14 protein-coding genes are annotated in these 14,491 nt (G+C 68.4%); 9 read left to right on the plus strand and 5 right to left on the minus strand.

The features are described from left to right. Window positions 1–11: 11 nt before the first annotated feature. Together HU735_RS20250 and HU735_RS20255 are read right to left on the minus strand one after the other, a co-directional pair. Window positions 12–788: a helix-turn-helix transcriptional regulator gene (locus HU735_RS20250; RefSeq protein ID WP_050703629.1), complete on the minus strand. Its 777-nt coding sequence runs from the start codon at window positions 786–788 to the stop codon at window positions 12–14. A 48-nt stretch (window positions 789–836) separates the two neighbouring features. Continuing rightward, a complete protein-coding gene (locus HU735_RS20255; RefSeq protein ID WP_186714955.1) occupies window positions 837–2,114 on the minus strand; it encodes an acetyl-CoA C-acetyltransferase in 1,278 nt (425 codons plus the stop codon). 115 nt (window positions 2,115–2,229) lie between these two features. Here HU735_RS20255 and HU735_RS20260 point away from each other — a divergent pair, with 115 nt between their 5' ends. The 7 genes from HU735_RS20260 (at window position 2,230) to HU735_RS20290 (ending at window position 8,962) form a co-directional block, all read left to right on the plus strand. Next, window positions 2,230–3,582, plus strand: a complete 1,353-nt coding sequence (locus tag HU735_RS20260; RefSeq protein ID WP_186714956.1) for a 3-oxoacyl-ACP reductase — start codon at window positions 2,230–2,232, stop codon at window positions 3,580–3,582. Window positions 3,583–3,584: 2 nt separating this feature from the next. Then, entirely contained in the window at window positions 3,585–4,436 is an 852-nt protein-coding gene (locus HU735_RS20265) for a MaoC family dehydratase (RefSeq protein ID WP_186714957.1), read from the plus strand. A 56-nt stretch (window positions 4,437–4,492) separates the two neighbouring features. After that, window positions 4,493–4,798, plus strand: a complete 306-nt coding sequence (locus HU735_RS20270) for a MazG-like family protein (RefSeq protein WP_186714958.1) — start codon at window positions 4,493–4,495, stop codon at window positions 4,796–4,798. Continuing rightward, complete coding sequence (locus tag HU735_RS20275) at window positions 4,795–5,544, plus strand: methyltransferase domain-containing protein (RefSeq protein WP_186714959.1); 750 nt, start codon at window positions 4,795–4,797, stop codon at window positions 5,542–5,544. Before HU735_RS20270 ends, HU735_RS20275 begins: the two co-directional genes overlap by 4 nt. A gap of 20 nt (window positions 5,545–5,564) precedes the next feature. Next, on the plus strand, window positions 5,565–6,197 hold the full coding sequence (locus HU735_RS20280; RefSeq protein WP_186714960.1) for a DUF4136 domain-containing protein: 633 nt from the start codon (window positions 5,565–5,567) through the stop codon (window positions 6,195–6,197). 19 nt (window positions 6,198–6,216) lie between these two features. Continuing rightward, complete coding sequence (locus HU735_RS20285; RefSeq protein ID WP_050703622.1) at window positions 6,217–6,777, plus strand: DUF4136 domain-containing protein; 561 nt, start codon at window positions 6,217–6,219, stop codon at window positions 6,775–6,777. Between the two features lie 232 nt (window positions 6,778–7,009). Continuing rightward, the gene (locus HU735_RS20290; protein ID WP_346655373.1) at window positions 7,010–8,962 is read left to right on the plus strand and encodes a pilus assembly protein TadG-related protein; all 1,953 of its coding nucleotides are present in this window, start codon (window positions 7,010–7,012) and stop codon (window positions 8,960–8,962) included. Here HU735_RS20290 and HU735_RS20295 read toward each other — a convergent pair. Continuing rightward, entirely contained in the window at window positions 8,947–11,583 is a 2,637-nt protein-coding gene (locus tag HU735_RS20295; RefSeq protein ID WP_186714961.1) for an ATP-binding protein, read from the minus strand. The two genes, HU735_RS20290 and HU735_RS20295, sit on opposite strands and share 16 nt — an antisense overlap. Next, window positions 11,580–12,023 carry a TadE/TadG family type IV pilus assembly protein gene (locus HU735_RS20300; RefSeq protein ID WP_186714962.1) on the minus strand — a complete coding sequence of 148 codons (444 nt, stop codon included), beginning with the start codon at window positions 12,021–12,023 and terminating at the stop codon, window positions 11,580–11,582. The genes HU735_RS20295 and HU735_RS20300 overlap by 4 nt, the downstream gene beginning before the upstream one ends. A 75-nt stretch (window positions 12,024–12,098) precedes the next feature. Between HU735_RS20300 and HU735_RS20305 the strand changes: the two genes are divergently transcribed. Both HU735_RS20305 and HU735_RS20310 read left to right on the plus strand, forming a co-directional pair. Next, on the plus strand, window positions 12,099–12,569 hold the full coding sequence (locus HU735_RS20305; RefSeq protein WP_028691368.1) for an A24 family peptidase: 471 nt from the start codon (window positions 12,099–12,101) through the stop codon (window positions 12,567–12,569). A gap of 119 nt (window positions 12,570–12,688) precedes the next feature. Further along, window positions 12,689–13,465 (plus strand): response regulator transcription factor, encoded by a 777-nt coding sequence (locus HU735_RS20310; RefSeq protein ID WP_050703620.1) that lies wholly within the window; start codon window positions 12,689–12,691, stop codon window positions 13,463–13,465. A 138-nt stretch (window positions 13,466–13,603) separates the two neighbouring features. Here HU735_RS20310 and HU735_RS20315 read toward each other — a convergent pair whose 3' ends face one another. After that, window positions 13,604–14,491 carry a type II secretion system F family protein gene (locus tag HU735_RS20315; RefSeq protein WP_186714963.1) on the minus strand — a complete coding sequence of 296 codons (888 nt, stop codon included), beginning with the start codon at window positions 14,489–14,491 and terminating at the stop codon, window positions 13,604–13,606.

A 14,491-nucleotide genomic window follows, 5' to 3' on the forward strand; every position in this document is an offset into this window, starting at 1 on the left:
ACCAGCCGGCCCTACAGGCGCAACTCCCCCGGTGTCGCGCCGAACAACTGGCGGAACGCGGCGATATAGGCCGAGGTCGAGTCATACCCGCAGCCCAGCGCGGCCTGGGTGACGCTCTCCCCGGCCTCCAGCAGCGCCAGTGACGACAGCAGGCGCATGCGCTGGCGCCAGTTGCGAAAGCTCAGCCCCGTTTCGCGCTGGAACAGGCGCATCAGGGTCTTTTCCGATACCCCGAGTTGCACCGCCCACTGCTGCAGGGTCTGGGGCTGGTCGGGGGCGGCGATCAAACCGTTGCACAACGCCAGCAGGCCCGGGTGACGTGGCAGTGGCAGCGAGAACCCCACCTGCGGCAGGGTGCGCAGCTGGTCCAGCAACACGGCCACCAGCCGCGCCTCGGCACTGTCGCCTTCCGGGTAGTTCACCGCGAAAGTGCAGAACTGCTTGATCAGTTCCCGCGCCAGCGGCGTGACCTCCAGTACCCGGCACTCACCCGGCGCCCAGGGGCAGGCGTCGCGGCGCACGTACAGGCTGCGCATCTCGGCCTGCATCGAGGTCAGCACTTCGTGCTCGGTGCCGGCCGGGATCCACACACCCCACTGCGGCGGGGCGAAGTAGCTGCCGTCGCTGGTATAGACACCAAGCACGCCGCTGATGGCATAGGAGAACTGCACCCAGTCATGCTGGTGACGGGTGGTCCAGGACCCGGCGCCCAGGCTCTCGGCACGGGCGTAGAGCGGCCTGGGCAGGTGGTCCAGAGCGGGAATGGGGCGCGGTCCGGTGATCGACATGTTGAGGCCTGGTGTCTCGGGTCGGACAAGGGTACCAGCCATCGCCGCCTAACGTTCGACGATTGCCGTCACCCCCTGTCCGCCCGCCGCGCAGATCGAGATCAGGCCGCGTCCCTTGCCACGCTCACTCAGCAGCTTGGCCATGTTCGCCAGTATCCGCCCTCCCGTCGCCGCGAACGGATGCCCGGCGGCCAGCGAGCTGCCCTTCACGTTCAGCCTGGCGCGATCGATCGACCCCAGCGGCCCGTCGAGCCCCAGGCGCGTGCGGCAGTAGTCGGCATCCTCCCAAGCCTTTAGGGTGCACAGCACCTGGGCGGCGAAGGCTTCGTGGATCTCGTAGAAATCGAAATCCTGCAAGGTCAGGCCATTGCGCGCCAGCAGCCGCGGCACCGCGTACACCGGCGCCATCAGCAGGCCCTCCTGGCCATGGACGAAATCGCCCGCCGCCGCCTCGCCGTCCACCAGGTAGGCCTGCACCTTCAGGCCCTGCGCCTCGGCCCAGGCCTCGCTGCCGAGCAGCACCAGCGAGGCGCCATCGGTCAACGGCGTGGAGTTACCCGGCGTGAGCGTGCCCAGGCCGCTGCGCTCGAACACCGGTTTGAGCTTGGCCAACTGCTCCAGGGTCAGGTCGGCCCGCAGGTTGTTGTCCCGGTTCAGGCCAAGGTACGGCGTGAGCAGGTCGTCGTGCCAGCCCCCGCGGTAGGACGCCGCCAGGTGCTGATGACTAAGCAGGGCCAACTCATCCTGCTCCTCGCGGCCGATCTGCCAGGTCTGCGCCATGCGCTCGCAGTGCTCGCCCATCGAAAGCCCCGTGCGTGGCTCGCCATTGCGCGGCAACTCGGGCTTGAGCAGGGCCGGGCGCAGTTTCAGGAAGGGCTTGAGACGCTCACCGAGGGTCTTGCCGCGGTTGGCCTGCAGCAGGATCTGGCGCAGCCCCTCGCTCACCGCGATGGGCGCGTCCGAGGTGGTGTCGACGCCCCCGGCGATGCCACTGTCGATCTGCCCGAGGGCGATCTTGTTGGCCACCAGCAACGCCGCTTCCAGGCCGGTGCCGCAGGCCTGCTGGATGTCGTAGGCCGGCGTCTGCGGCGACAGCCTCGAGCCGAGCACGCACTCGCGGGTCAGGTTCATGTCACGCGAATGCTTGAGCACCGCGCCGGCCGCCACCTCGCCCAGGCGCAGGCCGTGCAGCCGGTAACGCTCCACCAGGCCTTCGAGGGCCGCCGTGAGCATCGCCTGGTTGCTGGCCTTGGCGTAGGCGCCGTTGGAGCGGGCGAAGGGAATCCGGTTGCCCCCCAGGATTGCGACCCGGCGAATTGACTGCATGCCTGTTCCTCCTGAAACAATTTGAGCCTTAAGCCTAGGTTCTTTTCGGACATTCGAACGACCCTGCCACAAACTTGGTCCACACTTGCATGCTTGCCTTCAGGGAGAACCGTACATGAGCGACCGCTATCTGGGCTTTGCCAACTCCACCCTCGGACGCAAACTGGTCGACGCCCTCGGCCTGCCCCGCCCGGTGCCGCTGGAACGCTGGCAGGCCGGGCGCCTGCGTCCCATCGAGGGCGCGCTGGTGCTGGGCGGCGGGCCGCTGGCAGACCAGGTGGCGGCGATCGCCCCGCGTCTGACGGCCGACTGCTACGGTTTCGGCAGCGAATCGCTCGAGGTCCCCGCCTGGGTCGCGGGCCTGGGGCCGAAGCTCAAGGCGGTGGTGTTCGATGCCAGTCACCTGTCCGACAGCGATGACCTCAAGCAGTTGCGTGAATTTTTCCAACCCCTGCTGCGCAGCCTGGCCTCCAGCGCCCATGTGGTGATCCTGGGGCGTGCGCCAGAAGGCGTGGCCGATGCGCAGGCCTGCGTCGCCCAGCGGGCCCTCGAAGGCTTCAGCCGCTCGCTGGCCAAGGAACTGCGCAATGGTGCCACGGCCAACCTGCTGTACGTCGCCGAAGGCGCCGAAAACCAGCTCGAGGGCGCGCTGCGGTTCTTCCTTTCGCCCAAGAGCGCGTTCGTTTCCGGCCAGGTCCTGCGCCTGGCGCCCTGCGCCGCCCAGGTGCAAGACTGGACCCGGCCGCTGGCCGGCCACCACGCCCTGGTCACCGGCGCCGCCCGGGGCATCGGCGCGGCGATTGCCGAGACCCTGGCCCGTGACGGCGCCGAGGTGACGCTGCTCGACGTGCCCCAGGCCCAACGCGACCTTGACGCCCTCGCCGCGCGCCTGGGCGGCCGCGCCCTGGCACTGGACATCTGCGCCGCCGACGCCGCCACGCAACTGCTCGAAGCCCTGCCCCAGGGCCTGGATATCGTCGTGCACAACGCCGGTATCACCCGCGACAAGACCCTCGCCAACATGACCCCGGAGTACTGGGACGCGGTGCTGGCGGTCAACCTCAAGGCGCCCCAGGTGCTGACCCAGGCGCTGTTCGAAGGCGGCAAGCTGCACGCGGATGCGCGCATCACCCTGCTCGCCTCGGTCAGCGGCATTGCCGGCAACCGCGGCCAGTCCAACTACGCGGCCAGCAAGGCCGGGCTGATCGGCTTCGCCCAGGCCTGGGCGCCACGCCTGGCCGAACAGGGCGCCAGCATCAATGCGGTGGCGCCGGGCTTCATCGAGACGCACATGACCGCGGCCATGCCCATGGGCCTGCGCGAGGCCGGTCGACGTCTGAGCTCGCTGGGCCAGGGCGGTTTGCCGCAGGACGTCGCCGAAGCCATCGCCTGGCTCAGCCAGCCGGGCTCGGGCGCGATCAATGGCCAGGCCCTGCGGGTCTGCGGCCAGGCCTTGATGGGAGCCTGACCATGACCCGACCCTGGCACGACCTGCACAGCCCCGACTCACGACTGAGCCTGTACCTGCGCGCCCTCGGCAAACGCAAGATTCGTGGCAGCCAGCTGCCGGAGCAGGGCCTGCGCTGTTTTCTGCGGGTCGATCCCGCCAACCTGGCGGCCTACCGCCGGCTCTGCCACTTCGCCGACGACGGCCGCCTGCCGGGCACCTACCCGCACATCATGGCCTTCAGCCTGCAACTGCAACTGCTCACCGCCGAGGCGTTTCCCTTCCCGCTGCTGGGGCTGGTGCACCTGCACAACAGCCTGCAGGTACTGCGCCCCCTGGGCGGCATCGACGGGCTGCGCTTCGCGGTGTATGCCGACAACCTGCAACCCCATGAAAAGGGCGGCACCTTCGACCTGGTGACCGAGGCCGAGGACGGCCTCGGCCTGCTCTGGCGCGAGACCAGCCGCATGCTGGTGCGCGGCCTCAAACTCGACGCGCTGGCCGCGGACCTGACCGAGACAACGCCCGTCGCGTTGCCCGAGGCCACCCGCTGGTATGCCGACGGCGATATCGGCCGGCGCTACGCCAGGGTCTGCGGCGACTACAACCCGATCCACCTGAGCAGCCTCACGGCACGCCTGTTCGGCTTCCCCAAGGCCATCGCCCACGGCATGTGGAGCAAGGCCATGGCGCTGGCGGCCTTGCAGGGGCACCTGCCCAAGGCCGGGTATGCCTTCGCGGTGGACTTCCACAAACCGGTACGCCTGCCTTCGGAGGTGATACTGAGCGCCAGCGAGGCGGGGCCAAGCGGCGAGCTGCGCCTGGATGGCCACGGCGGGCTGCTGCATATGCTCGGCAGTTGGCGCACGCTCTGATCGGGCTTGCTTTGCAAGACACCTCGCCGGAAGCTATGCGCCACGAGGAGACCCCGATGAACCTGCAAGAACTGACCGAACGCCTGCACCGCATCCGCGACACCAACGACTGGCGGGTATTCCACAGCCCGAAGAACCTGGCCATGGCCGCCAGCGTCGAAATGGCCGAGCTGGTGGAGATCTTCCAGTGGCTGACCGAGGACCAGTCCCGCCAGCTGCCCGCCGACAAGCTCGCCCACGCTGGCCAAGAGGTAGGCGATATCGTCCTCTACCTGTTGCTGCTGTGCAGCGAACTGGGCCTGGACATGGACGAGGTGGTACGGGCCAAGCTCGCCGACAGCGAGAGGCGCTTCGGCAAATGAACGACCGTCACTTCGATGAATTGGCCAGCCGCTTCGCCGAGAAGATCTACGGCGGCGCCAAGGGCGCCATCCGCCTGGCGGTGCTCCAGGCCGACCTGGCCGAGGCCCTGCCCGACCGCCCGCTGCGGGTGCTCGATATCGGCGCGGGCCTGGGCCACATGGCCCTGTGGCTGGCCCAGCGCGGCCACCAGGTGACCCTCGCCGAACCCGCCGCGCCGATGCTCGACGGCGCCCGCGCGCGCTTTGCCGAGGCCGGCCAGCAGGCAACCTTCATCCAGGCGCCGTGGCAGGACTTGCTCGGCCAACTCACCGAACCCTACGACCTGGTGCTGTGCCATGCCGTGCTCGAATGGCTGGCCGAACCCGAGAGCATCCTGCCGGTGCTGCACCAGCTGACCGCGCCGGGGGGCTGGCTGTCGCTGGCCTTCTACAACCGCGACGCGCTGGTCTACCGCAACCTGCTCAAGGGCCATTTCCGCAAGCTGCGGCACAATCGCCTGGCCGGTGAAAAGCAGAGCCTCACGCCACAGAAACCACTTGATCCGCGCGAGCTCAGGGCGCAACTTGAAGCTCTGTGGCAGGTCGAAAGCGAGAGCGGCGTACGGGTATTCCATGACTACATGCCCAAGGAGTTCCAGGACAAGGCCGAGCTGCTCGACCTGCTGGAGATGGAACTGGCGCACCGCCGCCACCCCAGCTTCGCCGGCCTGGGCCGCTATCTGCACTGGATGTGCCGCCCCCACTGACCCGCTCGCCAGGAGGATCCATGCCGTACCGTCTGCTCTGCCTGGCCCTGCTCCCCCTCGCCCTGGCCGCCTGCCAGGGCAGCAACCCCTATGTCGCCAGCGGCAAGCCGCTACCGCCAGCGCCGCCCCAGGCCGCCAATACCTTCGATGCCAGCGCCTACCCCGCACCGGCACGCGACTACGGCCGTTACCGCAGTTGGAGCTGGCGCAACAACCAGCCACCCGGGGGCCTGGTCAACGCGACGCCGGGCCAGCTGGCCGACGCGGTGAGCGGCGCCCTCGACCAGCACGGCCTGCGCCCGGCGCACAATGCGCCCGCCGACCTGCTGGTCAGCGCCGACGTGCGCCTGGAACGGCGCCTGCGCCAGGTGCGCGACTATGACTACGATCCCTACTACGGCCCCTACCCCTACGGCGGCGTCGGCTACGGCGGCTATCGCAACGGCTATGGCGGCTACGCCAGCGTGCCGATCGTGCGCACCTACGAAGTCGAGGTGATGGTGGTGCGCATCGACCTGTTCGATGCCCGCAACGGCCAGCCGGTGTGGAGCGCCAGCGCCGAAAGCGGCAGCGACAAGGACTCGCCGCGTGAACGCGAAAGCGCCCTGCGCGAGTCGGTGAGCAAGGCGATGAGCGGCTATCCTCCCAGCTAACCTCCCACGGAGAACCATCATGTTGCGCCGTCTCGTTCTACTGTCCTTCGCCCTGCTGCTGGCCGCCTGTTCGAGCAACAACGTGCAGCACGACTTCGATGCCAGCCGCGACTTCGCCGCCTACCGCAGCTGGGCCTGGCAGGAGCCGGGCCTGCAATATCGCCCGGACGATCCGCGGATCAAGAGCGACCTGACCGAGCAACGCATTCGCCAGGCGGTCGCCGGCCAGCTCGACCAGCGCGGCCTGCGCCCGGTCCAGGGCAATGCCCGGGCGGATGTGAAGGTGCGTGCCTACCTGATCGTCGAGGACCGCCAGCAGCAGATCACCACCAACTACGGCGGTGCCTGGGGTGGCTACTGGGGCGGTTACTGGGGCGGGCCGATGTACAACGAGACGCGCAGCGTCGACTACAAGGTGGCGACCATCCAGGTCGACCTGTTCGACGGGCGTGACGGCAAGCTGGTATGGCGCGGCAGTGCCGAGCAGATCATGAACAACTACCCGCCCAGCCCGCAGGAGCGCAATGCGGCGATCCAGAAGACCGTGACCCAGGTGCTGAGCAACTATCCGCCACATTGAAACCTGAGCGCCCCCTGTAGGAGCGGCCTTGCGCCGCGAAAGGGCCGCACAGCGGCCCCAGCGATCTATGCATGAACGCTGGAATCCAGGGGCTGCTACGCAGCCCTTTCGCGGCGCAAGGCCGCTCCTACAGGGTGTCGCGCGCAGCCGACAAGGCAACTTGCCATCACCTTGACTACACTCCTTGCACCGCCGCCGCGCTGCCGGGCCACAGGCCGGCAAAGGAGTGCCCGTGGTTCCCCGTTCCGCTGTGCGCCAACGCGGCGCGATCGGCCTGATGGCCGCGCTGACCATGGGCCTGGCCCTGGTGTTCATGCTCCTGACCGTCGACAGCGGCCGCCTCTACCTCGAACAACGCAAGCTGCAGCGCATCGCCGACATGGCCGCCCTGGAAGCCGCCGAGCACGGCGGGGTCTGCAGCGGCAGCGGCCCGCAGGCCTCCACACTGGCCCGCACCGCGGCCACCCGCAACGGCCACTCGCCCCTCAATCCACTGATCGCCAGCTGCGGCTACCTGCGCACCGGCATCGACAACCTGCGCACCTTCACCGCCGACAACGTGCGTAACGAGGCGATCAAGGTCGAGGTCAGCAACGTGGTGGTCACCAGCGTCGCCGGCGGGGTATACGCGCTGGTCCAGGGCGGCGCCATCGCCCGCACCACCACCTTGCGCGCCAGCGCGGTGGCCGCCAGCCCCGGGACGCCCCAGGCGCGGCTGAGCATCCGCACCACCCTGGCCACCGTCAACTCGACCCAGGGCTCGGTGCTCAACGCCCTGCTCAAGGCCCTGGGCGGCTCGGCGCAACTTGATGTGCTGGGCTGGCAGGGCATCGCCAACACCCAGATCAACCTGTTGAAGTACCTCGACCAGCTGGCGGTGGACCTGCACCTGGATGTCGGCGACTACCAGCAACTGCTCAACGCCGACACCAGCGCCACCGTCCTGCTGCAGGCCGCGGTCAAGGTGCTGCAGCAAAGCGGCGCCGCCGTCGACGTGATCACCAACCTGGGCAAGCTGGCGGCGGACCTGCCGGTGGGCGGCCTGCAACTGGGCGAGCTGCTCGACCTGCAGAACGGCACGGCCCAGGCCGGCCTGGACGCGAGCATCCAGCTGCTGCAACTGGTGCAAGGCGTGATCCAGCTGGCGGCCAGCGAGAACGCGGTCAACGCCGACCTGCCGATCAATGTACTCGGGCTGGTCAATGGCCGCGTGCAACTGCGGGTGATCGAGCCCCCGCAGATCTCGGCGGTGGGCGACCCGCGCACGGACGAGCTGCGCGTTCATACCGCCCAGATCCGCGCGTTGGTGTCCCTCGACCTGCCCCTGCTGAGCGGCATCGCCGGGCTGCTCAACGCGGTGCTGGACCTGGCGGCCCCCTTGACCAACGTGCTCAACAACCTGCTCAGCCTGAACCTGCTGGGCACCGTGCAATCGTTGACCTGCGCCCTGGGCATCCCATGCAAGGTCAGCGACATCAAGCTGCTGGACGGCCAGGTGCATATCGATATCGGCATCGAAGTGGCCGAAGGCACCAGCCGCCTGCGTCCGGCACCACCGGACAACTACACCTGCACCCCGAAGAGCCTGACCACCCTCACCCAGCGCTCGGCGGCGAAAATCGCCATCGGCAGGTTCGATTCCCCGGCGGACTTCCTCAGCAACGGCACCACCGTGGTCAAGGCCCTGCCGGTCATCGATATCGGCACCAATGTCTGCAGCCGCCTGCTGATCCTGCCGCCATCCTGCGGCACACGGGTGCCCTATGCCGGCGGTGGCATCGGCCTTCGGGTGGACAGCAAGCTGCTGGGCAGTGGCCCGGTGGAAAAGACGCTGCTGTTCAGCGGCGCCCACGCCCCGACCGAAATCGGCCAGGAACCTGCCTACCAACCCATGGACAGCGACCAGGCCCAGGTGGTGGCGAGCCTGTCCGACACCCTGGCGGGCATCCACCTGGAAGCCTACAAGCCCACCGGCAATGGCGGCCTCGGCCAGGTGCTGCTGCTCACCGCCGGGCTGCTGGACGGGGTGAAGAACATCCTCGAGCCAGTCATCAAGAACCTGCTCAGCCCCCTGCTCGATCCCCTGGTCAACGGCTTGCTCAAGGTGCTCGGCATCGACCTGCTCGACGCCCAGGTCGGCACCAACCTCAGTTGCGCCAGCGGCCACGCTCAACTGGTGCTGTGAAGGGGCAGTTCGATCTGGAAGCACGCGCCCTCGGCGCCGTTGTCCACGCTCAGGCGGCCGCCCATCTGGCTGACGATGCCATGGCTGACCGACAGGCCCAGCCCGGTGCCGACCCCGGCCGGCTTGGTGGTGAAGAAGGGTTCGAAGATCCGCTCGTGCAGCTGCGGATCGATCCCGCCGGCGTTGTCCTCCACCAGCAGCCACAGGCACCCGCCATGCAGCGCCTGGCGTACCCGGATCCACGGCTGCGCCACCTGCTTTTCCAGCAAGGCGTCACGGGCGTTGACCATCAGGTTGATCAGCACCTGTTCCAGCTGATCCTGATGCCCGAGCACCTGCGCCACTGCCTCGGGCGGCTCCAGGCGCAGCGTCACGCTCTTGCCGCGCAGGCCTTCCTCAAGCAGCGCCCGGGCGCCTTCCACCGCGGCCCAGGCGGCGAAGGGCTCGCGCTCGACCGCCGAGCGCCGGCCATACACCCGCATATGGTCGACCAGCCGCGCAGCGCGCTCGACCTGGGCCTCGATGCGGCGCAGCTTGTCCTCCAGGTAGGCCTGATCGGCGGCGCCGTTCTCCAGGCGCTTGAGGGTGTTGGCCACCGCCATGCGCATCACGTTGAGCGGCTGGTTGATTTCGTGCAGCAGCCCGGTGGCCAGCTCGCCGAGGGTCGCCATCTTCGCGCCCTGCAGCAGTTGCTGCTGGCTGCGCCGCACCTCGGTGTTGTCGCGGCCCACGGCCTGGACCTCCAGCAGGTTGCCGTCGGCGTCGAACAACCCACGGTCGGCCCAGACCCACCAGGCGTGCTCGCGACCGGGCAGTTGCAGGCAGATCTCCGCGCTGCTCACCGGCTGCTCCGGCGTCAGTGCCCGCAGGCGCAGGAGGAAGGCCTCGCGCTGGCCGGCGGACAACCACTGCCCCAGGTCCGCGCCCTGCAACTGCTCGGGCGTGCAGCCCAGGTAGTCGGCCAGGGGCCGATTGCCGAACAGCACGGTCAGGTCCGGGCGATACCGGCAGATCATCGCCGGCGAGTCCTCCACCAGCACGCGGTAGCGTTCCTCGCTCTGGCGCATGCGCTCGGCGGCCTCGGTGGTTTCGCTGACGTCCAGCCACAGGCCGACCACCTCCAGCGGCTGGCCGAGGTCGTCACGCAGCAGGCGGGCCTCGTCGAGCATCCAGTGATAGCCGCCAAGGTGATCGCGCAGGCGATAGCGGCAACGCACCTGACCATCGCGCAACAGGCCACGGGTGCGCTCCAGCCACAGCGGGCGGTCGTCCGGGTGCACCGCCAGGCCCGGCTGGCGCGCCTGTTCGCTGTCGGCCGCCCAGCCCAGCAACGGCGCCAGGCTGGCGCTGTAGAAATCGCTGTGCAGCGCGCCTTCGGCATAGCGCTGCACGTAGATCACCGCGGGCGAGCGGGCGATGAGGTTCTCCAGCCGCGCACGGGCCGCGCCGGCCTGCTGCTCCTGGGCCTTGAGGGCGCTGATATCAAGCAGGAAGCCGCGCAATTGGCCGCCCTGGCCCTGGCCGGCCCAATGGAACCAGCGCGGTGGCGCCAGGGGGTCGTGGTACGGCAGGCGCACGCTGAGGCTCAGCGCCTGCCCGTCACGGGCCTGGTCCAGGGCCAGTTGCGCCGGCTCGCGGTCCGCTGGGTGCAGGCGGGCGAGCCATTGGCCAAGGCTGACCCGGTTCGCCAACCCGAGGCCCGCGGCCAGGGCCGGGTCCAGCTGCAGCTCACCGTGCACCGGCCACTCCCACCATCCCGCGCCCAGCTGGCGCTGCAGGTCATCGAGGTGATGGGCCTGGTGCTGCAGTTGCTGGCGTCGATGACGCACCAGCAGCGGCTCGGTCAAGGTCCGCACCAGCGCCAGGGCCATGTCGACCGGCGGTGCCTGCCGAGCTCCGGCGCACAATACCCAGGCCTCGGCCTCCAGCCCCTGGCGGTAGGGCACCAGGAACAGCGACGCACCACCGCACAGGGCAAGCAACTCGGGGTCGTCATCGACCTCGATCAGGGTATGGGCCGGCCAACGGTCCAGGCTCTCGCGCAGCCTGCGATCATCAGGCCAGGGCCAGGTCTCGTCGCCGCTGGCGTAGTGGCGCCAGCCCCCCGGTTCGCGCAGCATCAGCCGTAGCGCGGCCGCCTGCCAGTGCTCGGCCAGGCTGTGCAGCTGTTCGCGGGTCGTCTGTAGCAGGCGCTCGCTGCCGCATTCGCGCAGAGCGTGGCCGATCTCGCCGAGCAGGGGGCGCTGACGATCCCATCGCTGTTCGCGCAGCAGATCGCCGATATCGAACAGCTGCAGCATCCAGCCTTGTTCGTGGCGCTGCAGCCAGCCACGGGTGTGCAACGCATGGCCCATGACGGTGTGAAAATCCAGGTCCAGGGGCTGGCCCTGCCAATCGGCGGGCTGCCCTTCGAGCACCAGCCAGCTGTGGCGCTCCAGATAGTCATGCACCCGCGCACCCGCCTGGCCGGGCAGTGCCAGCAGGCTGCGCAGCGGACCGCCCAGGCGCAGCACCCGCGCCTGGTCATCGAGCCACAGTTGCAGACCGATGGCCGGCGTCACCTCGGGCGTCTGGGCCGGGGCCGGCGCGGCGAACCAGCGATCGAACAGGCCACCACTCACAGTTGCAGGCTCGCCTGGGCCTGTAGCCGTGCGGGCAGCTTCGGTACATCACCGACCACCGGCAGCACCAGGGTCGGCAGCACCTGCGTCAGGCGCGAGCGCGGGTAGTCGATCACCACCGTGAGCACCTTGTCCGCGCCAACGGTGACCCGGGTGTCGGTAAGCACACTGAACCCCAGCGCGCTGGGCATCCACGCCAACTGCTGGCCGATCACCTGGCGGGCCAGCCTCTGCACGTCCAGCTCGTAGGTCTGGCTGGTCGGGTCCACGGCCACGCAGCGGCGCACGGCCTCGCTGCTGGCCTGGTTGAACGACTGCAGCATCAGCATCGGCAAGGCGTAGCTCACCAGCCCATAGAACACCGCGAAAAACACCATGAATACCGCGACAAACTCGATGGCTGCCGCGCCTTTTTGCCGTCCCGCCGGGCCTGCTTTCATGATCGCGTCTACCCTGACTGTGAGACCTGTCTGAAAGCATAGAACCGTTCAACGAATAGGGATGGCAATTTGCCAATGCAAAGCATTGTTCTCCTGATGTGGCTTGCCTTGTGCACCGAACAAGATGTCCGTGAACGGCAAATCTCCAACGCCCTGACCCTCGGGGTCGCGGCGTGCGCCCTGGCCTGGCTGTTCGCCACCGGACGCAGCTGGATCGGCGCCGACGCCAGCGAAGCCGGCTGGGCCCTGGCCATCGTCATGCTGCTTACCCTGCCCGGCTACATGCTCGGCCGCTTCGGCGCCGGCGACGTCAAGCTGATGGGCGCCCTGGCCCTGGCCACCAGTCCGCAGTACGTGCTTGGCACGTTCATCGGCGCCGGGGTCACCGTGCTGGCCTGGATGTTCGGGCGGCGGCGCCTGTGGACCCTGCTCAATCCCAAGGTGAAAAAGCGCCTGCAGGCGCTGGCCGAACAGGTCGGCGACAAGCAGCCCTTTGCCCCCTACGTGCTGGCCGGCTTCCTGCTGACGGCCGTCTGGATCCAATAACCGACCGATGGGCTGCTTCGAAGGGCAAGGCGCATGTACATAATTGCAAAGTGCGACTACTTTTCTACCTGCCAGAGCCTCTGGCCCGGGAGCAGAGCCGATACAACAGGGAGTTGATCGTGAACAAGTCCGTCAGTGAGGTGAAAGTGCTGGTGGTCGACGACCAGCCAGTGATCGTCGAAGAGTTGTGCGAATTTCTCGAAAGCGAGGGCTACCGGTGTGTCCCCGCCCATTCCACCGGGCAGGCCATCGACTGCTACAAGGCCGACGAGACCATCGGCTTGATCCTGTGCGACCTGCACATGCCCGAGCGCGATGGCATCGAGCTGGTCCGCACCCTCAAGCAGATCGCCGGGCCGCAGCGCATGTTCGAGGCGATCATGCTGACCGGCCGCGCCGACAAGCAGGACGTGATCCGCGCCCTGCGCGAGGGCTTCGCCGACTACTACCAGAAACCCATGGACCTGGACGAATTGCTCGAGGGCGTGCGCCGCCAGGAAGCGGCGCTGCTCGAACGGCGCCGCAACTTCCGCGAACTGGGCAGCCTCAACCAGCGCCTGCAGGAGCTGGCCGAGTCCATCGACGACCTCTACCAGGACCTGGAAAAAGCCCGTGGCCAGGGCACCCACCGCCGCGCCAGCGATGCCGAGGAGGGCGAGGCGGAGCTGCCTGCCGCCTTCGAGAAGCTGTCACCGCGCCAGCTTGAGGTGGCCCGCCTGGTGAGCAAGGGCAAGACCAACTACCAGATCGCCTGCGAGCTGGGCATCACCGAAAACACGGTGAAGCTGTACGTGTCGCAGGTGCTGCGCCTGACTCACATGCACAACCGCACGCAGCTGGCGCTGGCGTTGACCCCGCGTTCGTCGCCGGTGCATCAGCGGTTTACCACGCATTGACCTTGTGCTTTGTAGGAGATCACACAGCCCCTACTGGCTACGCTGTCGCGCAGGGAGCAGGGTTCCAGCGTTGATGTCGAGATTGCGGGGCCGCTCTGCGGCCCATTCGCGGCACCAGGCCGCTCCTACATTCCATGTTCATGAACCCAAGGCCCGCGCCAGCGCGGAAAAACCTGGCCCGGCCAGGACGATCAGCAGCGCCGGGAACAGGAACACCATCATCACCGCCGACATCTTCGCCGACATCTTCGACACCCGTTCCTGCAAGCCAGTCAGGCGCCGGTCGTCGAGCAACTCCTTGAGCGCCAGCAGTGACTTCATCGAGCCACTGCCCTGCACCAGCAGTTGCTGGAGGATGACGCAGGTGTCGATCAACTCGTCCACCGCCAGCAGGCGCGCGGTCTTTTCCAGCTCCGGGCCCAGGGCCAGGCCGGAATCGACCCGCTGCAGGACCAGGCGCAATTCGTCGCTGATGTTCGGCACCAGGCTACGACCTTCATGGGCCAGCACCCGCAGGGCCTGCTCCACCGCCAGCCCGGTTTCGAAGAGGATGCGCAACAGCGGGATCAGCAGGCTCACCTCCTGGGCGATCTGCCGCTGACGCCGCGCCGCCGCCAGCACCAGCAGGCGCTTGGGCAGCAGGTAGCCCGCGCCCATCGCGCAGAGCACCAGCACGCCCCAGTGCCCGCGGTTTTCCCCGGGCAGGCCATGGGCCAACAGCAGCGCCACGCTCACCGCCAGCAGCGGCAAGCCCAGCTGCACGGCGGCGAACAGCGCCCGTTGTCGGCTGCGCCGCCAGCCCAGGCGATCGAGCAGCGCCTGGGTCTCGCCATCCAGCCGTTGCAGGCGTCGCCCCAACGGGCTGCTGCCCAGCCACTGCAGCCAGTCGCCGAGCCGTTCGTCACGGGCCAACCGCCCCTGCAGACGCCGCGCCACCCGTTGCCGGGCCCGCCACTGCCGGGCGACCTGCAAGGCCAACAGCACGAACGCGGCGAACAGGAACAGCGCGCAGAGCAACATGGCCAT

It is taken from the genome of Pseudomonas sp. BW16M2, from assembly GCF_014268865.1.
GTDB lineage: Bacteria > Pseudomonadota > Gammaproteobacteria > Pseudomonadales > Pseudomonadaceae > Aquipseudomonas > Aquipseudomonas peradeniyensis.

Bases quoted from the DNA above. Each gene is read 5' to 3' on its own strand.
- HU735_RS20250 (WP_050703629.1), bottom strand. From the start codon at position 788: ATGTCGATCACCGGACCGCGCCCCATTCCCGCTCTGGACCACCTGCCC.
- HU735_RS20255 (WP_186714955.1), bottom strand. From the start codon at position 2,114: ATGCAGTCAATTCGCCGGGTCGCAATCCTGGGGGGCAACCGGATTCCC.
- HU735_RS20260 (WP_186714956.1), top strand. From the start codon at position 2,230: ATGAGCGACCGCTATCTGGGCTTTGCCAACTCCACCCTCGGACGCAAA.
- HU735_RS20265 (WP_186714957.1), top strand. From the start codon at position 3,585: ATGACCCGACCCTGGCACGACCTGCACAGCCCCGACTCACGACTGAGC.
- HU735_RS20270 (WP_186714958.1), top strand. From the start codon at position 4,493: ATGAACCTGCAAGAACTGACCGAACGCCTGCACCGCATCCGCGACACC.
- HU735_RS20275 (WP_186714959.1), top strand. From the start codon at position 4,795: ATGAACGACCGTCACTTCGATGAATTGGCCAGCCGCTTCGCCGAGAAG.
- HU735_RS20280 (WP_186714960.1), top strand. From the start codon at position 5,565: ATGCCGTACCGTCTGCTCTGCCTGGCCCTGCTCCCCCTCGCCCTGGCC.
- HU735_RS20285 (WP_050703622.1), top strand. From the start codon at position 6,217: ATGTTGCGCCGTCTCGTTCTACTGTCCTTCGCCCTGCTGCTGGCCGCC.
- HU735_RS20300 (WP_186714962.1), bottom strand. From the start codon at position 12,023: ATGAAAGCAGGCCCGGCGGGACGGCAAAAAGGCGCGGCAGCCATCGAG.
- HU735_RS20305 (WP_028691368.1), top strand. From the start codon at position 12,099: ATGCAAAGCATTGTTCTCCTGATGTGGCTTGCCTTGTGCACCGAACAA.
- HU735_RS20315 (WP_186714963.1), bottom strand. From the start codon at position 14,491: ATGGCCATGTTGCTCTGCGCGCTGTTCCTGTTCGCCGCGTTCGTGCTG.